At 68.0% G+C, this 22113-nt stretch carries 21 protein-coding genes; 11 read left to right on the forward strand and 10 right to left on the reverse strand.

Annotated features, from left to right (window positions below; translation table 11 throughout):
• Window positions 1-6: 6 nt before the first annotated feature.
• The 3 genes from BST11_RS16650 to BST11_RS16660 all read right to left on the reverse strand — a co-directional run bounded on the left by BST11_RS16650 (window position 7) and on the right by BST11_RS16660 (window position 5417).
• Window positions 7-1668 carry a PPE family protein gene (locus tag BST11_RS16650; protein WP_083139034.1) on the reverse strand — a complete coding sequence of 554 codons (1662 nt, stop codon included), beginning with the start codon at window positions 1666-1668 and terminating at the stop codon, window positions 7-9.
• A gap of 143 nt (window positions 1669-1811) precedes the next feature.
• Entirely contained in the window at window positions 1812-3494 is a 1683-nt protein-coding gene (locus tag BST11_RS16655) for a PPE family protein (protein ID WP_083139035.1), read from the reverse strand.
• A 255-nt stretch (window positions 3495-3749) separates the two neighbouring features.
• Window positions 3750-5417 (reverse strand): PPE family protein, encoded by a 1668-nt coding sequence (locus BST11_RS16660; protein ID WP_083139036.1) that lies wholly within the window; start codon window positions 5415-5417, stop codon window positions 3750-3752.
• A 221-nt stretch (window positions 5418-5638) separates the two neighbouring features.
• Here BST11_RS16660 and kstR2 point away from each other — a divergent pair, with 221 nt between their 5' ends.
• The 3 genes from kstR2 to BST11_RS16675 all read left to right on the forward strand — a co-directional run bounded on the left by kstR2 (window position 5639) and on the right by BST11_RS16675 (window position 8400).
• Window positions 5639-6247, forward strand: coding sequence for a TetR family transcriptional regulator KstR2 (kstR2, locus tag BST11_RS16665; RefSeq protein WP_083139037.1), 609 nt, complete (start codon window positions 5639-5641; stop codon window positions 6245-6247).
• Window positions 6248-6263: 16 nt separating this feature from the next.
• On the forward strand, window positions 6264-7424 hold the full coding sequence (gene fadA6 / locus BST11_RS16670; RefSeq protein ID WP_083139038.1) for a steroid 3-ketoacyl-CoA thiolase FadA6: 1161 nt from the start codon (window positions 6264-6266) through the stop codon (window positions 7422-7424).
• Window positions 7425-7539: 115 nt separating this feature from the next.
• Complete coding sequence (locus tag BST11_RS16675) at window positions 7540-8400, forward strand: DUF559 domain-containing protein (protein WP_083139039.1); 861 nt, start codon at window positions 7540-7542, stop codon at window positions 8398-8400.
• A gap of 66 nt (window positions 8401-8466) precedes the next feature.
• Here BST11_RS16675 and ipdC read toward each other — a convergent pair whose 3' ends face one another.
• Genes ipdC through echA20 form a run of 4 tightly spaced genes read right to left on the reverse strand, consistent with a single transcriptional unit; the run spans window position 8467 to window position 11928 of the window.
• Window positions 8467-9540, reverse strand: coding sequence for a (3aS,4S,5R,7aS)-5-hydroxy-7a-methyl-1-oxo-octahydro-1H-indene-4-carboxyl-CoA dehydrogenase (gene ipdC, locus BST11_RS16680; RefSeq protein WP_083139040.1), 1074 nt, complete (start codon window positions 9538-9540; stop codon window positions 8467-8469).
• Window positions 9537-10283, reverse strand: a complete 747-nt coding sequence (gene ipdB, locus BST11_RS16685; RefSeq protein WP_083139041.1) for a cholesterol ring-cleaving hydrolase subunit IpdB — start codon at window positions 10281-10283, stop codon at window positions 9537-9539. Before ipdB ends, ipdC begins: the two co-directional genes overlap by 4 nt.
• Window positions 10280-11161 carry a cholesterol ring-cleaving hydrolase subunit IpdA gene (gene ipdA, locus BST11_RS16690; RefSeq protein ID WP_083139042.1) on the reverse strand — a complete coding sequence of 294 codons (882 nt, stop codon included), beginning with the start codon at window positions 11159-11161 and terminating at the stop codon, window positions 10280-10282. The genes ipdB and ipdA overlap by 4 nt, the downstream gene beginning before the upstream one ends.
• Window positions 11158-11928 carry a (7aS)-7a-methyl-1,5-dioxo-2,3,5,6,7,7a-hexahydro-1H-indene-carboxyl-CoA hydrolase gene (gene echA20, locus BST11_RS16695; protein ID WP_083139043.1) on the reverse strand — a complete coding sequence of 257 codons (771 nt, stop codon included), beginning with the start codon at window positions 11926-11928 and terminating at the stop codon, window positions 11158-11160. The genes ipdA and echA20 overlap by 4 nt, the downstream gene beginning before the upstream one ends.
• Window positions 11929-11993: 65 nt before the next feature.
• Between echA20 and BST11_RS16700 the strand changes: the two genes are divergently transcribed.
• Together BST11_RS16700 and BST11_RS16705 are read left to right on the forward strand one after the other, a co-directional pair.
• Complete coding sequence (locus BST11_RS16700) at window positions 11994-12791, forward strand: SDR family oxidoreductase (RefSeq protein WP_211284728.1); 798 nt, start codon at window positions 11994-11996, stop codon at window positions 12789-12791.
• Between the two features lie 14 nt (window positions 12792-12805).
• On the forward strand, window positions 12806-13711 hold the full coding sequence (locus tag BST11_RS16705; protein ID WP_083139044.1) for an SDR family oxidoreductase: 906 nt from the start codon (window positions 12806-12808) through the stop codon (window positions 13709-13711).
• A 14-nt stretch (window positions 13712-13725) separates the two neighbouring features.
• Here the strand turns inward: BST11_RS16705 and BST11_RS16710 are convergent, their stop codons facing one another.
• The 3 genes from BST11_RS16710 to BST11_RS16720 form a co-directional block, all read right to left on the reverse strand.
• Window positions 13726-14175 carry a nitroreductase family deazaflavin-dependent oxidoreductase gene (locus BST11_RS16710; protein WP_083139045.1) on the reverse strand — a complete coding sequence of 150 codons (450 nt, stop codon included), beginning with the start codon at window positions 14173-14175 and terminating at the stop codon, window positions 13726-13728.
• Window positions 14172-14624, reverse strand: coding sequence for a nitroreductase family deazaflavin-dependent oxidoreductase (locus BST11_RS16715; RefSeq protein ID WP_083139081.1), 453 nt, complete (start codon window positions 14622-14624; stop codon window positions 14172-14174). Before BST11_RS16715 ends, BST11_RS16710 begins: the two co-directional genes overlap by 4 nt.
• 114 nt (window positions 14625-14738) lie before the next feature.
• Window positions 14739-15902 carry a steroid 3-ketoacyl-CoA thiolase gene (locus BST11_RS16720; protein WP_083139046.1) on the reverse strand — a complete coding sequence of 388 codons (1164 nt, stop codon included), beginning with the start codon at window positions 15900-15902 and terminating at the stop codon, window positions 14739-14741.
• Window positions 15903-16041: 139 nt separating this feature from the next.
• On the opposite strand from BST11_RS16720, the gene BST11_RS16725 reads away from it, so the two are divergent.
• From BST11_RS16725 to BST11_RS16750, 6 genes are read left to right on the forward strand one after another with little or no spacing between them, the layout of a single operon-like run.
• Window positions 16042-17295, forward strand: coding sequence for a cytochrome P450 (locus tag BST11_RS16725; protein WP_083139047.1), 1254 nt, complete (start codon window positions 16042-16044; stop codon window positions 17293-17295).
• Complete coding sequence (locus BST11_RS16730) at window positions 17295-18326, forward strand: acyl-CoA dehydrogenase family protein (RefSeq protein ID WP_083139048.1); 1032 nt, start codon at window positions 17295-17297, stop codon at window positions 18324-18326. The genes BST11_RS16725 and BST11_RS16730 overlap by 1 nt, the downstream gene beginning before the upstream one ends.
• A complete protein-coding gene (gene fadE29 / locus BST11_RS16735) occupies window positions 18311-19474 on the forward strand; it encodes an acyl-CoA dehydrogenase FadE29 (RefSeq protein ID WP_083139049.1) in 1164 nt (387 codons plus the stop codon). Before BST11_RS16730 ends, fadE29 begins: the two co-directional genes overlap by 16 nt.
• The gene (locus tag BST11_RS16740) at window positions 19471-20421 is read left to right on the forward strand and encodes a bifunctional MaoC family dehydratase N-terminal/OB-fold nucleic acid binding domain-containing protein (RefSeq protein ID WP_083139050.1); all 951 of its coding nucleotides are present in this window, start codon (window positions 19471-19473) and stop codon (window positions 20419-20421) included. The genes fadE29 and BST11_RS16740 overlap by 4 nt, the downstream gene beginning before the upstream one ends.
• Entirely contained in the window at window positions 20418-20807 is a 390-nt protein-coding gene (locus BST11_RS16745) for a MaoC family dehydratase (RefSeq protein WP_083139051.1), read from the forward strand. Before BST11_RS16740 ends, BST11_RS16745 begins: the two co-directional genes overlap by 4 nt.
• The gene (locus BST11_RS16750) at window positions 20807-21976 is read left to right on the forward strand and encodes a lipid-transfer protein (protein ID WP_083139052.1); all 1170 of its coding nucleotides are present in this window, start codon (window positions 20807-20809) and stop codon (window positions 21974-21976) included. Before BST11_RS16745 ends, BST11_RS16750 begins: the two co-directional genes overlap by 1 nt.
• The last annotated feature ends 137 nt before the right edge of the window (window positions 21977-22113 follow it).

A 22113-nucleotide genomic window follows, 5' to 3' on the forward strand; every position in this document is an offset into this window, starting at 1 on the left:
CCGGCGTTACCCCAACATCCGGCTGAGGTTGAAGATCCCGGAGGCGGTGGTACTCGTGTTGAACAGGCCCGAGGCATAGCCGCTGACCGCGCTGCCCAAGAAGATGATGGGGCTGTCCGGGATGATGTGGTTTCCAATGCCGGAGACCTGCCAGTTGTAGACGCTTCCGCCGGTGACCGAGTTGAAGAACCCCGACACAGAGCCGTTGAAGCCTGTGCCGCCGCCGGCGGTGTTGAAGAACCCCGAGACGTCGTCACCGACGTTGCCGTAGCCCGAGTTGAGCAGGCCCGAGTCGGTGGTGATGCCGACGCCCGTGTTCGTGCTGCCCGAGTTCCAGAGTCCCGTGTTGACGAAGCCCGAGTTCCCGTTGCCGGTGTTGACGTCGCCCGAATTCCAGTTGCCCGTGTTGTCCTGGCCCGCGTTGCCGAAGCCCGTGTTCTGGGCGCCGGAGTTCCCGAAGCCGGTGTTCGATTGCCACGCGTTGCCGATGCCGGTGTTGCCCAGGCCCGAGTTGCCGAAGCCGACGTTGTTGCTGCCCGAGTTCCCGACGCCAAAGCTGTTGACGTGGCCCAGCGGGTTCAGGGTGCTGGCTCCGGTGTTGAAGATGCCGACGTTGCCGTCACCGGAGTTGAAGAACCCGATGTTGTTGGTGCCCGAGTTCCCGAAGCCGATGTTGCCGGTGCCCGAGTTCAACCCGCCGAGGTGGAACGTGTTGGTCGCCCGGTCGAAGTAGGCGTTCCCGATGCCGACCTGGTTGTTGCCGGTCAGCCCGAACCCGATGTTGTTGTTGCCCGTGTTCCCGCCGCCGATGTTCCCGTTGCCGACGTTTCCGCCGCCCTGGTTCCCGATGCCCTGGTTTCCGAGGCCGACGTTGTTGTTGCCGGTGTTGCCCATCCCGATGTTGCCGCCCGAGGTGGGCGTGTTGCCCCAGTTTCCGAAGCCGATGTTTCCGGCCCCGATGTTTCCGGCGCCGACGTTGTGGTCGCCGGTGTTGCCGCTGCCGATGTTGTTGTTGCCGATGTTGCCGCCGCCCAGGTTGGAGCTGCCGGTGTTGCCGCTACCGACGTTGCCGCTGCCCTTGTTGCCGCCGCCGACGTTGGCCGCGCCGACGTTGCCCAGCCCCAGGTTGGGCAGCTGGGCCAGCAGGCCCTCCAGCGTCTGGGCGGGCACCAGCTGCGCCGCCGCCGCCGACACGCCGCCGTGGTAGCCGACCATCGCCGCCACGTCCGCGGCCCACATCTCCTCGTACTGGGCCTCGGCGGCGGCGATCGCCGGTCCGGCGAGCCCGAGGAAGTTCGACCGCACCAGTTGCAGGAACGCGCTGCGGTTGGCCGCCACCGCCAGCGGATGCACCGTCGCGGCCTGCGCGGCCTCGAAGGCGCTGACCACCGCTTGGGCCTGCCCGGCCGTCGTCGCGGCTTGCGTCGCCGCCGCGCCCAACCACCCGCTGTACGGTGTGGCCGCGGCCGCCATCGCCTGCGCCGCCGGACCCTGCCAGGCCTGCGCGGCCAGCCCGGAAGTCACCGAGGCGAATGATTGTGCCGCGGTGGATAATTCGTCGGCCAGCCCCGACCACGCCTGCGCCGCCTGCAGCATCGGCGCGGCGCCCGCCCCATCGAAGATCAGCAGAGAATTGATTTCGGGCGGCAACATCGGAAAATTGACCACAATAGACCTCCCAACTTGTAGACCGCCACCGGGAAACCGTGTTCCCCGGCTGGGACGGGGCGGTAGGCCTCAGATGCTACAACGAGGCCGCGGCAAAACGCGCGCTTTTCGCCAACTATGGCTATAGCCGGGCTACAGGCGGGCTATAGGCGGCCGATGTTGAACAGGCCCGCAATGCCCGAGCCGATATTGAACAAGCCCGAGTTGTAGACGCTGGCTTGGCCGGCGGGCAGGCCGGCGATCGCTTGGGTGACAGCGGTGTTCAAAAAGCCCGACATGCCGCCGTCGACGTTGACGCCGCCGAACGCCAGGTTGGAGAACCCGGAGATTGCTTCTCTTGTGGCGCCGTCCCGGGCCGAATTGAAAAATCCCGATACCCTGTCCCCGGTGTTGTTGAAGCCCGAGGTTTGGGTCCCGGCGTTGTTGAAGCCCGAGGTCGTCAGCCCGGTGTCGGTCGCGGACCCAACCCCCGTGTTGACGTTGCCGCCGTTCCACAGCCCCGTGTTGCTGTCGCCCGAATTTCCATTGCCGGTGTTGTAGTCGCCGGCGTTCCCGAAGCCGGTGTTGACATTCCCCGCGTTGCCGGCGCCGGTGTTGTATAGGCCCGCGTTGCCGAAGCCCGTGTTCACCGTGCCCGTGTTCCCGATGCCCGAATTGAGGGTGCCCGAGTTTCCCAAGCCGAAATTGCCGAGGCCGGAATTCCCGACGCCGAAGTTGTTGTGGTTGCTCGGGAGTAGCCCGAAGTTCGATCCCGAATTGAGGATGCCGACGTTGCCGGCGCCCGAGTTGAAGAAGCCAACGTTGTTGGTGCCCGAGTTCCCGAAGCCGATGTTGCCGCTGCCCGAGTTCAGCCCGCCGAGATGGAATTGGTTGGTCGCCCTGTCGAAGTACGTATCCCCGATGCCGACCCGATTGTTGCCGCTCAGCCCCAGGCCCCAGTTGTTGGTGCCGGTGTTCCCGAGGCCGACGTTCCCGGCGCCGGTGTTCCCGCCGCCGTAGTTTCCGCTCCCGGTGTTTCCGAGGCCGACGTTGCTGTTGCCGCTGTTGCCCATGCCCACGTTGTTGTTGCCCGGAACCAACCCGTTGGCGTCGCCGATGTTTCCGAAGCCGATGTTGCCGTTGCCCAGATTCCCCGCGCCGAAGTTGGAGTTGCCCTTGTTCCCGGCGCCGAAGTTGCCGCTGCCCCGGTTTCCGTCGCCGACGTTTTGGCTGCCGACGTTCCCGTTGCCGACGTTGTTGTTGCCCCTGTTGCCGTTGCCCACGTTGGCGGCCCCCCTGTTGCCGACACCCAGGTTCGCCAGGAAGTCCTGCAGACTTGCCGCCGGATTCAGCTGCGCGGCGGCGGCCGACGCCCCGGCGTGGTAGCCGGTCATGGCCGCGACGTCGGCGGCCCACATCTCCTCGTACTGGGCCTCGGCGGCGGCGATCGCCGGTCCGGCGAGCCCGAGGAAGTTCGACCGCACCAGTTGCACGAACGCGTTGCGGTTGGCCTCGACCAGCAGCGGATGAACCGTCGCGGCCTGCGCGGCTTCGAACGCGCCGGCCACCGCGCGGGCCTGGCCGGCCGCTTCGGCTGCCGCGGCCCCCGCCTGGCTGAGCCACCCCGCGTACGGCGTCGCCGCGGCCGCCATGGCCTGAGACGCCGGGCCTTGCCACGCCTGCCCGGTCAGCCCCGAGGTCACGGTCGAGAACGACGCCGCCGCCGCACTCAGCTCCGAAGCCAGGCCATCCCACGCCGCCGCCGCGTTCAGCATCGGCGCCGGCCCGGCCCCGCTGAACATCAGCAAAGAGTTGATCTCCGGCGGCAACACCACGAAATTGACCATGCCCGACCTCCTACCCGATTCCCTCGGTTGCTCTGCGTCAACCGATGCCCGACGGGAATCGAGAATTTCCCAGGGATGTTATGACGATTCCGCGGGAACTGCTGGGCGTTTCGTCAAGAAGGGCGCAACCGCCGGCTCGGCAATCCCCGGCGCTCACGCGTTTGCGGCGAAAGGAGGGCCTTCGATGGCGGTGTGCGGATCGACGGCCCGTTGGCGTGTCGCGGCAAATGTTTCGCGGCGGCTGGGCTCGGCGGGCTAGCCCGTCAGCCCGGCCAACCGTTGGGCGAGGCTGAAGAACCCGGCCATTTGCGTGCCCATGTTGAAGAAGCCGGAAGTGGCTCCGCTGATACCGGGGCCGAACGCGCCCGGGATGCCGGTGTTTCCGATGCCGGAGACGAAGCCGTTGATTCCGAGGAATCCCGTGGCCCCGCTGGCGGTGTTGAAGAAGCCCGACATGAGGCCGTTGATGGTGCTGGTGTCGCCGACCGCTCTGTTGAAAAAGCCGGACACTTCGAGACCGGTGTTGCCGTAGCCCGACGTCGGGTTCCCGCTGTCGGTGGTGATCCCGAAGCCCGTGTTGACCTGGCCGGAATTCCAGAAGCCGGTGTTGGTGCTACCGGAATTTCCGTTGCCCGTGTTGACGGCTCCCGAGTTCCAGAAGCCCGTGTTGTAGCTGCCGCCGTTGCCGAAGCCGGTGTTCAAGGTCCCGGCGTTGCCGGCACCGGTGTCCAGGTTGCCCGAGTTGCCGAAGCCGAAGTTCCCAGCAGCCGAGTTGCCGAGGCCGATGTTGGCGCCGCCGGAGTTCCCCATTCCGAAGTTGTTGAGGTGCCCGGGCATCGCGGCATTGGTGCCGGTGTTGAAGAAGCCGACGTTGCCACTACCGGAGTTGAAAAAGCCGATGTTGTCGGTGCCCGAGTTGCCGAAGCCGATGTTGCCGCTTCCGGAGTTCAACCCGGCGAACGTGAACTGCTGGGTCGCGGTGTCGTAGTAGGCGTTCCCGATGCCGACCAGGTTGTTTCCGGTGAGACCGAAGCCGATGTTGTTGTCGCCGGTGTTGCCACCGCCGTAGTTTCCGTTGCCGGTGTTGCCCGTACCCCAGTTGTTGTTGCCGAAATTGCCCATGCCGACGTTGTGTCCGTTCACGCCGGTGAAGCCGCCGATGTTGCCGAAGCCGATGTTCCCGTCGCCCGTGTTACCGCTGCCGAAGTTGTTGTTGCCCACGTTGCCGTTGCCGATGTTGTTGCTGCTCGGGGTCGGCGAACTGATGCCGCCGCCGACCCCGTTGCCGCTGCCGACGTTGCCGCTGCCGGTGTTGCCGTTGCCGATGTTGGCGGTACCCGTGTTGCCGTTGCCGATGTTGCCGGTGCCGCCGGTGTTGCCGATGCCGATGTTGGGCAGGGCCTGCAACAACTGCTGGAACGGGTTCAACTGCGCCGCCGCCGCCACGGCGCCGGCCTGATAGCCCGTCATGGCCGAAACGTCGGCGGCCCACATCGCCTCGTATTGCGCTTCCGCTTCGGCGATCGCCGGTCCGGCCAGGCCGAGGAAATTCGACCGCACCAACTGCACGAATGCGTTGCGGTTGGCCTCCACCAGCAACGGGTGCACCGTCGCGGCCCGCGCGGCCTCGAACGCGTTCGCCACCGCCCGGGCCTGGCCGGCCGCGCCGGCGGCCTGCGCCGACGCCGCGTGCAGCCAGCCCGCGTACGGGGTGGCCGCGGCCGTCATGGCCGCCGAAGCCGGGCCCTGCCAGGCCTGCCCGGCCAGCCCGGAGGTCACCGAGGCGAACGAGCCCGCCGCGGTCCCGAGCTCGTCGGCCAAGCCCTCCCAGGCCGCGGCCGCCTGCAACATCGGGGCGGAACCCGCGCCGCTGAACATCAGCAACGAATTGATCTCCGGCGGCAATATCGGAAAACTCACCATGGCTGTCTCCTCGCCCCATTAGCCGCGGAAAAGTCCCGGCGCCCAATCACATCGAGCAATTCGCCACAGATGCTACGGCGGTGTTGCCGAAAACATTTGAGTTTCGCAAGAGCCACCGGAGAATTTCGTCGGTCGACGGAGCGGGGCCTTATGGCACTGGTCCGCCGGTGTGGGGGCGCGCCCGTGTGGCCGAGCAAGCGCTTGGTTGATACCCTGATCGAATGGACCGAGTGGCCGGTCAGGCCAATACCCGGCGAGACGAGCTGCTAGAGCTCGCCGCCACCATGTTCGCCGAGCGCGGCCTGCGCGCCACCACGGTGCGCGACATCGCCGACGGCGCCGGCATCCTGTCGGGCAGCCTGTATCACCACTTCTCCTCCAAGGAGGAGATGGTCGACGAGTTGCTGCGGAGCTTTTTGGACTGGCTGTTCGCGCGCTACCGCGAAATCATGGACACCGAGGCCAATCCGCTCGAACGGCTCAAGGGGCTGTTCATGGCGTCGTTCGAGGCGATCGAGGATCGTCATGCCCAGGTCGTCATCTACCAGGACGAGGCCAAAAGGCTGCTGGCGCAACCCCGGTTCTCCTACATCGAGGACATGAACCGCCAACAGCGCAAGATGTGGGTCGAGGTGCTCAATCAGGGAGTCGACGAGGGCTACTTCCGGCCCGACCTCGACGTGGACCTCGTCTACCGCTTCATCCGCGACACCACGTGGGTGTCGGTGCGCTGGTATCAACCCGGCGGGCCACTCACCGCAAAACAGGTCGGCCAGCAATATCTCGCCATCGTGCTTGGCGGCATAACGGCGGAATTTTCAAAAGATTGAAGAAGGAGTCTGAAACATGCCCGAGGCGTACGTCATCGACGCAGTGCGCACCGCGGTCGGCAAGCGCAATGGCGCCCTGGCCGGAGTACATCCCGTCGACCTCGGCGCGCTGGGATGGCGCGGGCTGCTCGACCGGGTCGACGTCGACCCCGCCGCGGTTGACGATGTGATCGCCGGCTGCGTCGACGCCATCGGGGGGCAGGCCGGCAACATCGCCCGGCTCTCGTGGCTGGCCGCAGGCTATCCCGAAGAGGTTCCCGGCGTCACCGTCGACCGGCAGTGTGGTTCCAGCCAACAGGCGGTTTCCTTTGGCGCGCAAGCGATCATGGCGGGGACCGCCGATCTGATCGTGGCCGGCGGCATGCAGAACATGAGCTGGATCCCGATCTCGTCGGCGATGACGGTCGGCGAGCAGTTCGGGTTCACCTCGCCGACCAACGAGTCCAAGCAGTGGCTGCACCGCTACGGCGACCAGGAGATCTCCCAGTTCCGTGGCGCGGAGATGATCGCCGAGAAGTGGAACCTGTCGCGCGAGGAGATGGAGCAGTACTCGCTGACCAGCCACGAGCGCGCGTTCGCGGCGATCCGCGGCGGGCACTTCGACAACGAAATCATCACTGTCGACACCGAATCCGGCCCCTTCCGGGTCGACGAGGGACCGCGCGAGTCGTCGCTGGAGAAGATGGCCGGGCTGAAGACGCTGGTCGAGGGCGGCCGGCTGACCGCGGCGATGGCGAGCCAGATCTCCGACGGCGCCAGCGCGGTGCTGCTGGCCTCCGAGCGGGCCGTCAAGGACCACGGCCTGACACCCCGCGCGCGCATCCACCACATCAGCGCGCGCGCCGCCGATCCGGTGTTCATGCTCACCGGGCCCATCCCCGCGACCCGCTACGCGCTGGAGAGGACGGGGCTGTCCATCGAGGACATCGCCACGGTCGAGATCAACGAGGCGTTCGCGCCGGTGGTGATGGCGTGGCTCAAGGAGATCAAGGCCGACCCGGAGAAGGTCAACCCCAACGGCGGGGCGATCGCGCTCGGGCATCCGTTGGGCGCCACGGGCGCCAAGCTGTTCACCACCATGCTCAACGAGCTCGAGCGCATCGGCGGGCGCTACGGGTTGCAGACGATGTGCGAGGGCGGCGGCACGGCCAACGTCACGATCATCGAACGGTTGTAGCGCTCACCCCATTCCCTTCGCGGCCGAGTGTGAAATCTGCGACGCGTCGACGGCGTGTCGCGTCGTGGATCGCACACTCGGCGCCAGTGTCGGTGGGTCTCGGCAGCATCGGGGCATGACCGAGCCGTTCCTGGCCAGTGAGGCGCTGGCCGCAAAGGCCATGCCGGAGCGGGCACTGCGTTCGCTTCACCAGGCGGTATACCCGGGCGTCTACAGCCCGGCCGGGATCGAGCTGACCGCGCGGGAACGAGCACGGGCGGCATGGCTGTGGTCGCGACGCGAGGCGGTCGTCGCAGGCAACTCCGCGGCCGCACTCCTCGGCGCCAAGTGGGTCGACCCGGCACTCGACGCCGAGCTGATCCACGACAATCGCCGCCCGCCGCCCGGCATCGCGGTGCACAGCGAAACCCTGCTTCCGGGTGAGGTGGTTGAAGTTGACGGCATGCGCGTAACCAGCCCCCCGCGCACGGCTTTCGACGTGGGGAGGTGGACATCGTCACGGCTGCGGGCGATCCAGCGCCTCGATGCGCTGGCGAACGCCACCGATGTCAAGCTCACCGACGTCGAGGCCGTGATGTCAGAACATCGCGGAACACGCGGCCTTGCCCGCCTGCGAGCGGTATTGCCGCTCGTCGATTCAGGCGCCGAATCACCGCAAGAGACGCGGGCCCGCCTGGCGTTGATCGAGGCACGATTGCCGCGGCCGCAAACGCAGATCCGGGTGCTCGACGACTACGGCGACTTCGTCGCCCGCATCGACATGGGCTACCGGGAGCTGCTCGTCGGCATCGAGTACGACGGCCCGCAACACTGGACGGACGCGGCGCAGCGCGACCGCGACATCGACCGGCAGGCCGCCTTGGCCGACTTGGGCTGGAGGATCATTCGAGTCAGTAGTGACCTGCTGCGATACCGGCAAGGCACCTTCGTCGCCCGGGTCGCCGCCGCGATGCGCGCGGCGGGATGGCGTCCCTGACGGCCGAGTGTGAACCGTGCGACGCCGTAACGGCGTGTCGTGTCGTGGATTTCACACTCGGCGAATTCAGGGTTCTTCGATCAGCGTCGCGGCGGCCCGCAGGTGCTCGATCGCGTCCCGCACGATCGACTCGATCAGCTCGGCGCATGACGGAAGGTCGTCGAGGATGCCGGCCACCTGCCCGGACGCCAGCACCCCGGCCTGGGTGTTGCCCTCCACGAGCCCGGCCTTGAGCAGCATCGGGGTGTTCGCCGCCATCACCACCTGGGACCAGGTCAGCTCCTTGCCGTGGCGCATCGCCAGGCCGTCGCGGACCATCGAGCGCCAGGTCATCTGCGACATGTTCTTGAACTTCGCCGCGTTGCGCACCGCCGCCGCGAAACCCCGCAGCGGGGAACCGCTTTCCAGCTTTTCCACCAGCCCGGTGCGCAGCACCCGGTGCGGCATGCCGTCGACCCGCGTGGTCACGACGGTGCCGTCCAGCGCGGCCTCGAGGTAGCGTCGCTTGACCGCATCGGGCACGGTGGAGTCCGAGGTGAGCAGGAACCTGGTCCCCATCGCCACGCCGGCCGCCCCGTAGGACAGCGCCGCGGCCAACCCGCGCCCGTCGAAGAATCCGCCGGCCGCGATCACCGGGATCCCGGTGCCCCGCACGGCATCCAGCACGGACGGCAGCAGCAGCGTGGTCGCGACGGGCCCGGTGTGCCCGCCGCCCTCGCCGCCCTGCACGATCATCGCGTCGGCGCCCCAGCCCGCGACCTTGCGCGCGTGTTTGGCCGCGCCGATCGACGGGATCACCACCGCCCCCGCCTCTTTCAGCCGGGCGATCAGCTCCTGCTTGGGTGCCAGCGCGAACGACGCCACCTTCACGCCCTGGCGGATCATCAGCTCGACCCGGTCGCCGGCGTCGGCGGCGTCGGCGCGGATGTTCACGCCGAAGGGCTTGTCGGTCGCGGCCTTCACCTTGCCGATGGCGGTCGCCAACTCGTCGAGGGTCATCGTCGCCGACGCCAGGATGCCCAGTCCGCCCGCGTTGGCGGTGGCGGACACCAGCCGGGCGCCGGCCACCCAGCCCATCCCGGTCTGCACCACCGGATGCTCGACGCCGACCAGCTCGGTCAGCGGCGTGCGCAGCCTCACGACCGTATCTCTTTGTCGCGCAGCGCCTTCGGGTCGATGACCTCACGAATGAGGCGCAGCTCGTCGTCGGTGGGCAGCCGCGTCTCCCCGGCCTCCTCGAGGCCGTGCACGGCGAAGGACGTCGCCTCGCGAACCTCGTCGGGCTTGACGCCCGGGTGCAGGGACACCGCCCGCATCGTCCGGTCCGGGCCGGCGAAGTCGAACACCCCGAGGTTGGACACCACCCGGTAGGGGTTGGCGAACCGGAACGCCGGGTTGCCGCCGTCGACCTTGTCCCAGCCGATGCCGCAGACCACGTCGACCGTCTCGCAGAACACCCGCTTGGAGTGGTTGCCGACCCAGTAACTGGTCGCGTGGTTGATCGCGTTGCCGGGGGCTCCCCGCAGGCCGAACATCTGCCGGGTCGGGCGCTGCAGGGGTCCGAACGCCGAGATGTTCTGATTGCCGAAGCGGTCGACCTGATTGGCGCCCATCACCACGTGCCGCCGCCCCCACGCCAGCGTGTCGAAGACGCGCCCGAACGGCATCCAGCCCTCGATCGCGCCGGCCTGGCCGAGCGCCGGCGTGTCCGCGAGCAGCTGCGCCTCGCCGTCGGTCAGCAAGATGTCCGGCGCGAACGTCAAGCGGGCCAGCCGCGCCCCGACCGAGGCCATGTTGGTCATCGGGCTGACCATGATTTCGCCCGCGTCCCTGAACAACTCGGCACACGCGATGGCGCAAATCTCGGCTCGAGTGCTGGTCACTTCGCCGCCTCCTCACCAAAGGCGCGCACGGCGGCCTGATAGTCGTCCTCGCCGCCGGACAGATAGGTCTGGACGAACGCCCGCCAGCCCTCCTCCGTGGAGGCCGCCTCGGCGTAGTGGCGCTGGAACTTCTCGTCGCGCCCGTAATCCGTTGCGGCGGTGGTGAAGTGGGCGCCGCCCGGCGCCTCCACGACCGCGTCGACCATCATCCGGTTCACCAGCAGCGCCTGCGGGGGCACCGCCTTGACCAGGTCCTCGGTCGGGACGACGCGCTCCACCGACAGGTAGCGCTTGTCGGCGGCCATCAGGAACAGGTCGTCGAAGTAGGGGTCGATGCCGGTGTAGGCGGCGTTGCCCTGGCTGTCACCGAGGTTGAGGTGCACGAACGCGGCGTCCAGGCGCAGCGCCGGCATGGCGAGCAGCGTCTCGTGGCCCCCATCCGTGGGGTAGGGCGAAGTGACGGTGTGCAGTTCGCCCTCCCAGAAGTCGAGGACCGCGCTGCCCAGCCCGGCGCGGATCGGCAGGAACGGCAGGCGTTGCGCGGCGGCCTGCAGGCCACAACGCAGCATGCCCTCGTCCATTTCGCGGGCCTCGATCGCTCCGCTGGTGCGGGCCCTGGCGAACCACGGGTCGTAGAACGGCGGCGAGTCCAGCGACACGAATCCGTAGTAGACCCGCCTGACCTTGCCCGCCGAGCAGAGCAGCCCCAGGTCGGGCCCGCCGTAGGTGACCACGGTCAGGTCCTTGACGCCGGTACGCAGCATGGCCCGCACGAAGGCCATGGGTTTGCGTCGCGATCCCCAGCCGCCGATGCCGATCGTCATGCCGCTGCGCAAGCCGGCGACGGCCTCGTCGAGGGTGATTCGCTTGTCGCTCACGGCTTCTCGCCCTTCTTGTCGCCCTTTGCGGTGCCGGCGAACGCGTCGCGATGCTCGTCGGACACCCCGGCGAGGTTGAGTTCGAACGTAAAGCCCTGCTCCATGCGATAACTCGAGTTGACCCGTTGCACGTCGATCAGGTTCAGCGCCTCCTTGGCGGCGCGGATGACGCGGGTGTCCTTGGCGGCGATGTCGCGGGCCACTCGCAGGGCGGCCTCGTCCAACTGGTCCCGCGGCACCACCTCGTGCACCGAGCCGAAGTGGTGCAAGGTGGCGGCGTCGACGGTGGCGGCGGTGAAGAACAGCCGGCGCATCAGGTGCTGGGGGACCAGGCGCGACAGGTGCGTGGCCGCGCCGAGCGCGCCGCGTTCGACCTCGGGCAGACCGAACGTGGCGTCGTCGGAGGCGACGATGACGTCCGAGTTGCCCACCAGGCCGATGCCGCCGCCGACGCAGAACCCGTTGACCGCCGCGATCACCGGGACCGCGCATTCGTACACCGCGCGGAACGCGGCGAAGCAGCCGCGGTTGGCATCGATCAGCGCGGTGAACCCCTCGGTCCTCTGCATCTCCTTGATGTCCACCCCGGCGTTGAAGCCGCGGCCCTCGGCGCGCAGGATCACCGCGTGGGTCGCGGGGTCGTCGCCGGCGGCGGTGAGGGCGTCGGCCAGGTCGAACCAGCCGCGCGACGGGATGGCGTTGACGGGCGGGTAGTCGACGGTCACCGCGACGATGCCCGGTTCGGTGGTGCTGGATGTGATGGTCAACGTGCACGTCCTCGGAAAAATAGGGTCCGCTACCTAAGCAAGCACTTGCTTGGTACGCTAGCACAGTGACTCCCCCCGAAGCAGGCTCGCCCCTTTCGGAAGGCATCAATCTGGGGCTGGCCGGGCGGGTGGTTCTGGTCACCGGCGGCGTGCGGGGGGTGGGCGCGGGCATCAGCGCGGTTTTCGCCCGCCAGGGGGCCACCGTGATCACCTGTGCGCGACGGGCCGTCGAGGGCCTGCCGTACGAGTTTCACTCGTGCGACGTGCGCGACGACGACGCCGTAAAGGCGATGGTCGACGCGATCGTCGACGGGCATGGTCGGCTCGACGTCGTGGTCAACAACGCCGGCGGCTCGCCGTACGTGCTGACCGCCGAGGCCACCGCGAAGTTCAACCGCAAGATCATCGAGCTCAATCTGATTGGCGCGCTGTCGGTTTCCCAGCACGCCAACGAGAGAATGCAAGGCCAGCCGCGCGGGGGGTCGATCGTCAACATCTGCAGCCTCAGCGGCCGCCGGCCGTCCCCGGGCACCGGCGCCTACGGCGCGGCCAAGGCCGGCCTGGAAAGCCTCACGCAGACGCTGGCCGTCGAGTGGGGCCCGAAGGTCAGGGTGAACGCGTGTGTGGTCGGGATGGTGGAAACCGAACAGGCGCACCTGTTCTACGGGGACGCCGAGTCGATCGCCGCGATATCCAAGAACGTGCCGCTGGGTCGGCTTGCCAAGCCGGACGACGTCGGTTGGGCCGCAGCGTTTTTGGTGTCGGACGCGGCCGCATACATCAGTGGTGCCACGTTGGAGGTGCACGGGGGCGGCGAGCCGCCACACTACCTTTCCACCACCAACGCCAGCGCGGTCAAGTAAGGGAGAAACAAGGTATGGGATTGGTTGACGGTCGCGTGGTCATCGTCACCGGGGCGGGCGGCGGCATCGGTCGCGCGCACGCGCTCGCCTTCGCGGCGGAGGGCGCGCGCGTGGTGGTCAACGACATCGGCGTGGGCCTGGATGGTTCGCCCGCAAGCGGTGGCAGCGCCGCGCAGGGCGTCGTCGACGAGATCACCGCGGCCGGTGGCGAAGCCGTCGCCGACGGATCCAACGTCGCGGACTGGGACGAGGCCGCCGGTTTGATCCGGACCGCCGTCGACACCTTCGGTGGGCTCGACGTCCTGGTGAACAACGCCGGCATAGTGCGCGACCGGATGATCGCCAACACCAGCGAGGAGGAGTTCGACGCCGTCGTCGCCGTGCACCTCAAGGGCCACTTCGCCACGATGCGGCACGCTGCCTCCTACTGGCGCGGGCTGTCCAAAGCCGGTCAGGCGGTAGACGCTCGAATCGTCAACACCAGCTCCGGGGCCGGCCTGCAGGGGAGCGTCGGGCAGGGCAACTACAGCGCCGCCAAGGCCGGCATCGCCGCGATGACCCTCGTCGGCGCGGCCGAGATGGGCCGCTACGGCGTGACCGTCAACGCCATCGCGCCGTCGGCGCGCACCCGCATGACCGAGACCGTCTTCGCCGAGATGATGGCGACCCAGGACCGGGATTTCGACGCGATGGCGCCCGAGAACGTCTCGCCGCTGGTCGTCTGGCTGGGCAGCGCCGAGTCGCGCGACGTCACCGGGAAGGTGTTCGAGGTCGAGGGCGGCAAGATCCGCGTCGCCGAAGGCTGGGCGCACGGACCGCAGATCGACAAGGGCGCGCGGTGGGACCCCGCCGAGCTGGGGCCCGTCGTGGCCGACCTGCTGGCCAAGGCGCGGCCGCCGGTCCCGGTCTACGGCGCATAACCGGGCGCGCCGGATCAGCGCGAAACGGGCTCGCACACCACCAGCGGGATCACCCGGTCCGCGGCCTCGCGGTAGTTGCGGTAGCGCGGATACATCTCCAGCAGCGCGGGCCAGTAGCGCTCGCGCTCGGGGCCGGTGGCGTCGCGTGCGACCAGGTCCAGGCGCTCCGCTCGGATCTGCACCCGCACCTCGGGATTCTCCTTGAGGTTGAAGTACCACGCCGGGTTTTCCTCGCGCCCGCCGAACGACGCCGGCAGGATCACCCGCTCACCGTCGCGCAGGTACAGGGTCGCGGTGGTCCGCGGCTCGTTGGACTTGCGGCCGGTCGTCGTCACCAGCGCGGCCGGGAACCGCAGCAGCCTCCCGCCGATCCTGCCGTCGGTTCGGCGGTACACCCAGATATGGGCGCGCGCAAAGTATTTGAGCAGCAGCGCGATCAGTCGGGAATTGCGAATCCGGTTCACGGGTCGCAGATGACGATCGGGATGACCCGATCGGTCCACGACTGGTAGTCGGTGAACGAGGGATACATGGCCACCAGCTTCGGCCAGTACTCCTCACGCTCCTCCGCCGTGGCGTCACGCGCCCGCAACTGCAACACCTCGTCCTTGATCTGCACGGACACCTTGGGGTCCGCCTTGAGGTTGAGGTACCACATCGGGTGCTTGTCGCTGCCGCCCCGCGACGCGACCAGGATGACGCGGTCTTTATCGCGCAGGTACAGCAGCGGGCTCACCCGCGGCTGCCCGCTCTTGCGGCCGGTCGTCGTCAGCAGCGCGACCGGAGCCTTTTGGAAGGTGCCGCCCAACTTGCCGTTGCTGCGTTGGTAGATCCACGAGTTGCCCTTGGCCATCCATTTGATGAAGAAGCTGACCCAAGGAGCATTCAATGAGCGTGGCTTCGGTTTGGGCATCACGTTCCTTCGCGCCGGTGCATGGTTGAAAGCGAGCCGCGATTGAGGCTGCGGCGCAGGTGATTTCCGGAGAAACGGTTCTTGATCCCCGGCTGCGTGACGACCACCGATGGGCTAGATGCGCTCGATGATGGTGCCGGTGGACAGGGCCCCGCCCGCGCACATGGTGATCAGCGCGGTGCTCTGATCGGTGCGCTCCAACTCGTGCAGCGCCGTGGTGATCAGCCGGCTGCCGGTGCTGCCCACCGGGTGCCCGAGCGCGATCGCCCCGCCGTTGACGTTCACCCGGGCCATGTCGGGCTCGTGGACCCGCGCCCAGGACAGCACCACCGATGCGAAGGCCTCGTTGATCTCGGTGAGGTCGATGTCGCCGATCTTCATGCCGGCCTTCTCCAGCACCTTCGCCGTCGACTGCACCGGCCCGTCCAGGTGGTAGTAGGGCTCCGCGCCGACCAGCGCCTGGCTGACGATGCGGGCCCGCGGCCGCAGCCCGAGCGCCTTGGCCTTGTCCTCGTCCATCCACAGCACTGCGGCGGCGCCGTCGGAGATCTGCGACGACGTGCCCGCCGTGTGGATCCCACCCTCGATCACCGGCTTGAGCTGGCTCAACCCCTCCATCGTGGTGTCGCGCAAGCCCTGGTCGCGGCCCACCATGTGCCGCTCGCTGGTGGGCTGCTTCTGCTCGTCGAGCACCGGCGCCTCGATCGGCGAGATTTCCCGATCGAACCGGCCCTCGTCCCACGCCCGCTTGGCGCGCAGCTGCGACTCGAAACCCCAGTTGTCGATGTCCTCGCGGGTGATGCCGCGGCGCTTGGCGATCCGCTCGGCGGCGGTGAACTGGTCGGGCAGGTCGATGTCCCACGACTCGGGCCGCAGCACGGTGCGGTCGGGACCCGCGTTGGCGCCGAGCCCGACGCGGCTCATCGCCTCGATTCCGCACGCGATGCCGATGTCGATGGCACCCGCCGCGATCAGGCCCGCGACGAGCCCGTTGGCCTGCTGGCTGCTGCCGCACTGGCAGTCGACCGTCGTGGCGCCGACGTGCTCCGGCAACCCGGCAACCAGCCAGCTCACCCGCGTGATGTTGTTGGACTGCTCGCCGAACTGCGTGACGCAGCCGCCGATGACCTGCTCGACCATGCCGGCTTCGATGCCGGCCTTTTCGACGACTGCCCTTTGCACCGCGCCCAGCAGCTCGGTGGCGTGCAGTCCGGAGAGCCATCCGTTGCGCTTGCCGATCGGGCTGCGCGTGGCTTCGACGATTACCGGGTTACCCATGGGGTCAGGCTAGAACACGTTTCATTACTATGACAAGCGACGATGCTGGGCTGGTTCGGCAACTCTTTTGTGCTGCAGTTACGGCATGTTTTACTGGCAGAATAGCGCCACTAGGAGAGCTAGTAAGGAGAAGTACGCCGTGCCCACCCCCAATCTTCCTCCCGGGTTCGATTTCACCGATCCCGACATCTGGACCGAGCGCATCCCGGTCGAAGAATTCGCCGAGGTGCGGGCGACCGCGCCGATCTGGTGGACCGAACAGGCCCCGGGCGAAGGCGGCGGGTTCCACGACGGCGGCTACTGGGCGATCACCAAGCTCAACGACGTCAAGGAGATCTCCCGGCGCAGCGACATCTTCTCCAGCTACGAGAACGGTGTGATCCCGCGGTTCAACAACGACATCGCGCGCGAGGACATCGAGGTCCAGCGGTTCGTGATGCTCAACATGGACGCGCCGCACCACACCCGGCTGCGCAAGATCATCTCCCGCGGTTTCACGCCGCGGGCCGTCGGGCGCCTCGAGGACGAGCTGCGGGAGCGCGCCCAGAAGATCGCCCGCGACGCCGCCGCCATGGGGGCCGGCGACTTCGTCGAGCAGGTGTCGTGCGAGCTGCCGCTGCAGGCGATCGCCGGGCTGCTCGGGGTGCCGCAGGAGGACCGCGACAAGCTGTTCCGCTGGTCGAACGAGATGACGGGCAACGACGACCCCGAGTACGCCGATATCGACCCCAAGATGTCGTCGTTCGAGCTGATCCAGTACGCGATGCAGATGGCCGAGGAGAAGTCCAAGAACCCCGGCGACGACATCGTGACCCAGCTGATCGAGGCCGACATCGACGGCGAGAAGCTCTCCGACGACGAGTTCGGTTTTTTCGTGGTGATGCTCGCGGTGGCCGGCAACGAGACCACCCGGAACTCGATCACCCAGGGGATGATGGCGTTCGCCGAATTCCCCGACCAGTGGGAGCTGTACAAGAAGGAGCGCCCGGCCACCGCCGCCGACGAGATCGTCCGGTGGGCCACCCCGGTCAGCTGCTTCCAGCGCACCGCGCTCGAGGACTACGAGCTGTCCGGCGTGCAGATCAAGAAGGGCCAGCGGGTGCTCATGTTCTACCGCTCGGCCAACTTCGACGAGGAGGTCTTCGACGACCCCTACACCTTCAACATCCTTCGCGACCCCAACCCGCATGTCGGGTTCGGCGGCACCGGCGCGCACTACTGCATCGGCGCCAACCTGGCCCGGATGACGATCAACCTGATCTTCAACGCCGTGGCCGACCACATGCCCGACCTCAAGCCGCTGTCCAAGCCGGAGCGGCTGCGGTCCGGCTGGCTCAACGGAATCAAGCACTGGCAGGTCGACTACGCGGGCAAACCCCCGGCGGCGAACTGATGGATTTCGATCTCACCGCGACGCAGCAGGCCGTCGCCGACGTGGTCACGTCCGTGCTGGAGCGCGAAAACTCCTGGCAGGCTCTGGTCGACGGCGGGGTGACGGCGCTGCCGGTGCCGGAAAGCCTCGGCGGTGACGGCGTGGGCCTGCCCGAGGTCGCCACGGTGCTCACCGAGGTGGGTCGCCACGGCGCCATCACACCGGCGCTGGCCACGCTGGGCCTCGGCGCGGTGCCGCTGCTCGATCTCGCGTCCGAGGAACAGCGGGGCCGTTTCCTGGCCGGGCTCGCCAGGGGCGGGGTGTTGACCGCCGCGCTCAACGAGCCGGGCGCGCCGCTTCCCGACCGGCCCGCCACCACGCTCGCGGACGGGCGGCTGTCGGGCACCAAAATCGGTGTGCCCTATGCCGAACAGGCCGACTGGGTGATCGTGACCGCCGACAGCGGCGTCGTGGTGGTGTCGCCCAAGGCCGACGGCGTGCGGCTGGTGCGCACGCCGACGTCCAACGGTTCGGACGAGTACACGGTGACGTTGGAGCGGGTGGCGGTTACCGACGCCGACATGCTCGCGGGCTCCGAGACGAACACAGCGGCGCGCCGCGTCAACCAACTGGCGCTGGCGGCAATCGGCGCCTTCGCCGACGGCCTGGTGGCCGGGGCGCTGCGCCTGACCGCCGACTACGTGGCGAACCGGAAGCAGTTCGGCAAGCCGCTGTCGACCTTCCAGACCGTGGCCGCGCAGCTCGCCGAGGTCTACATCGCCTCGCGGACCATCGATTTGGCGGCGAAGTCGGTGGTTTGGCGGCTTTCCGAGGGACGGGACGCGGATGACGATTTGGACGTCCTCGGCTACTGGATCACCTCGCAGGCTCCGCATGTGATGCAACTCTGCCACCACCTGCACGGCGGGATGGGCATGGACATCACCTATCCGATGCACCGGTACTACTCCACGATCAAGGACCTGACCCGGCTGCTGGGCGGCCCCTCGCATCGCCTCGACCTGGTGGGAGCGCAATGTTCATCGACCTGACCCCGGAGCAGCGGCAACTGCAAGCCGAGCTGCGGCAATACTTTTCGAACCTCATCTCGTCCGACGAGATGAAGGCGATGGAGCAGGACCGCCACAACGAGGCCTACCGCGCGGTCATCCGGCGGATGGGCAAGGACCGCAAGCTCGGGGTCGGATGGCCGAAGGAGTTCGGCGGCCTGGGCTTCGGCCCGATCGAGCAGTCGATCTTCGTCAACGAGGCGCACCGGGCCGACGTGCCCCTGCCCGCGGTGACGCTGCAGACGGTCGGGCCGACCCTGCAGCAGTTCGGCAGCGAGATGCAGAAGAAGAAGTTCCTGCCGGCGATCCTGGCCGGCGAGGTGCACTTCGCGATCGGCTACACCGAGCCCGAGGCGGGCACCGACCTGGCGTCGCTGCGGACCACCGCCGTGCGCCACGGCGACGAGTACATCGTCAACGGCCAGAAGATCTTCACCACCGGTGCGCACGACGCCGACTACATCTGGCTGGCCTGCCGCACCGACCCGGATGCCGTTAAGCACAAGGGCATTTCGATCCTCATCGTCGACACCAAGGATCCCGGTTACTCCTGGACCCCGATCATCCTGTCCGACGGCGCCCACCACACCAACGCCACCTACTACAACGACGTGCGGGTGCCCGCCGACATGCTGGTCGGCGAGGAGAACGGCGGGTGGCGGCTGATCACCACCCAGCTCAACAACGAGCGGGTGATGCTGGGCCCCGCGGGCCGGACCGCCGGCATATACGAGCGGGTGCGCGCCTGGGCGTCCAAACCGGGCGCCGACGGCGTCACTCCGATCGACCACGCCGACGTCAAGCGGGCACTCGGCGAGATCTACGCGATGTGGCGGATCAACGAGCTGCTCAACTGGCAGGTCGCCGCGGCGGGCGAGGACATCAACGTCGCCGACGCGGCGTCCACCAAAGTCTTTGGCACGGAGCGGGTTCAGTACATCGGCCGGCTCGCCGAAGAGATCGTCGGCAGGTACGGCACCCCCGCCGAGCCGGCCACCGCCGAGCTGCTCGAGTGGTTGGACTCCCAGACCAAGCGCAACCTGGTGATCACGTTCGGTGGGGGCGTGAACGAAGTCATGCGGGAGATGATCGCGGCCGCGGGCCTCAAGGTTCCGAGGGTGCCCCGATGACCGATATCGCCGAAGCCATCGCGGAGATCAAGGCGGCCGCCGGCGCCAAGCCGCGCGCCGGCCGCGATCCGGTGAACCGGCCGACGATCAACAACTGGGTGGAGGCCCTCGGCGACCGCAACCCGATCTATATCGACGAGGCCGCCGCCCGCGCCGCCGGGCACCCGGGAATCGTCGCGCCCCCGGCCATGATTCAGGTCTGGACGATGTTCGGCCTGGGCGGGGAGCGCCCCAAGGACGATCCGCTGGGGCCCATCATGCAGCTGTTCGACGACAACGGCTACATCGGTGTGGTCGCCACCAACTGCGAGCAGACCTACCACCGCTACTTGCAGCCGGGCGAAGAGGTCACCATCACCTCGGAGATGGGCGACATCGTCGGGCCCAAGCAGACCGCGCTGGGCGAGGGCTTCTTCGTCAACCAGCACATCATCTGGCGGGTGGGTGACGAGGACGTCGCCGAGATGAATTGGCGCATACTCAAGTTCAGACCCCGGGAGGCTTCCGCCGCGCCGGCCGTCCCCGACGACCTGGACCCCGACGCCATGATGCGCCCGTCGTCGTCGCGCGACACCGCGTTCTTCTGGGAGGGCGTCAAGGCCCACGAATTGCGGATACAGCGGCGCCCGGACGGCAGCCTGCAGCACCCGCCGGTGCCGGCGGTATGGCAGGACAAGTCCGCCCCGATCGACTACGTGGTGGCCAGCGGTCGTGGCACCGTCTTCAGTTTTGTCGTGCACCACGCGCCCAAGGTGCCCGGCCGCACGCTGCCGTTCGTCATCGCGTTGGTGGAGCTCGAGGAGGGCGTGCGCATGCTGGGCGAGCTGCGCGGGGCCGATCCGGCCACCGTGGCGGTCGGAATGCCCGTGCGCGCAACCTATATCGACTTCCCGGCCGGCGACGGCGGGCCGGAGTGGACCCTCTACGCCTGGGAGCCTGACGCATGACCGCCGTCGGTACCTTACTGCCGGAACTGAAGCTGTACGCCGATCCCACGTTCATCATCTCGACGGCCATCGCCACCAGGGACTTCCAGGACGTGCACCACGACCGGGACAAGGCCGTCGCCAAGGGCTCCAAGGACATCTTCGTCAACATCCTCACCGACACGGGGCTGGTGCAGCGCTACATCACCGACTGGGCCGGGCCGTCGGCGCTGATCAAGTCGATCGGGCTGCGGCTCGGGGTGCCGTGGTACGCCTACGACACGGTGACGTTCTCCGGTGAGGTGACCGCCGTAGAGGACGGGCTGATCACCGTGAAGGTGGTGGGGCGCAACAGCCTTGGCGACCACGTGATCGCGACCGCGACGCTGACGATGGGGGCCGCCTGATGTTGTCCGGGAAGGCGGCGATCGTCGGGATCGGTGCCACCGACTTTTCGAAGGACTCCGGCCGGTCCGAGCTGCGGTTGGCCGCCGAGGCGGTGCTGGACGCGCTGGACGACGCCGGCCTGAGTCCCGCCGACGTCGACGGCTTGACGACGTTCACGATGGACACCAACACCGAGGTCGCCGTCGCGCGCGCGGTGGGCATCGGCGAGCTGAAGTTCTTCTCCAAGATCCACTACGGCGGCGGCGCCGCGTGCGCGACCATCCAGCAGGCGGCGATGGCCGTCGCGACCGGCGTCGCCGATGTCGTCGTCGCCTACCGGGCGTTCAACGAGCGATCCGGTATGCGGTTCGGCCAGGTTCAGACCCGGTTGGTGGGAGACGGTGGCGCCCAGGCGGATTCGACGACCGCGGACAACTCGTTCTCCTACCCGCACGGGCTGTCCACCCCGGCGGCGCAGGTCGCGATGATCGCGCGCCGCTACATGCACCAGTTCGGCGCGACCAGCCGGGACTTCGGCGCGATCTCGGTGGCCGACCGCAAGCACGCCGCCAACAACCCCAAGGCGTACTTCTACCAGAAGCCGATCACCATTGAGGACCACCAGAATTCGCGTTGGATCGCCGAACCGCTGCGGTTGCTGGACTGCTGCCAGGAGACCGATGGGGCGGTGGCGATCGTGGTGACGTCGGCGGAGCGCGCGCGGGACCTCAAGCACCGCCCCGCCGTCATCGAGGCGGCGTCGCAGGGCTCCAGCCCCGACCAGTACACGATGGTCAGCTACTACCGGCCCGAGCTCGGCCTGCCGGAGATGGGCGTCGTGGGCCGGCAGCTCTGGGCGCAGTCCGGGCTGTCGCCCGCCGACATCCAGACCGCCGTGCTATACGATCACTTCACGCCGTTCACCCTGATTCAGTTGGAGGAGTTGGGGTTCTGCGGTCGCGGCGAGGCAAAGGACTTCATCGCCGACGGCGCCATCGAGGTCGGCGGCCGACTCCCCATCAACACCCACGGCGGCCAGCTCGGTGAGGCCTACATCCACGGCATGAACGGCATCGCCGAGGGCGTGCGCCAACTGCGCGGAACCTCGGTGAACCCGGTGCCCGGCGTCGAGCACGTCCTCGTCACCGCGGGAACCGGCGTGCCGACGTCGGGGTTGATCCTGGGCTAGGTTCGTCCCCATCCCCTGGTGCGCTGAAGTGACGCGGGCGGCCGCGCGTGACACGCTGGCGCCATGTACCACGAATCACATGAGTCACTCGGGGAAAGTGGTAATACCTTCTCCAACTTGACAGCGCATTTGATATC

It is taken from the genome of Mycobacterium alsense, assembly GCF_002086635.1.
Classification (GTDB): Bacteria; Actinomycetota; Actinomycetes; order Mycobacteriales; family Mycobacteriaceae; genus Mycobacterium; species Mycobacterium alsense.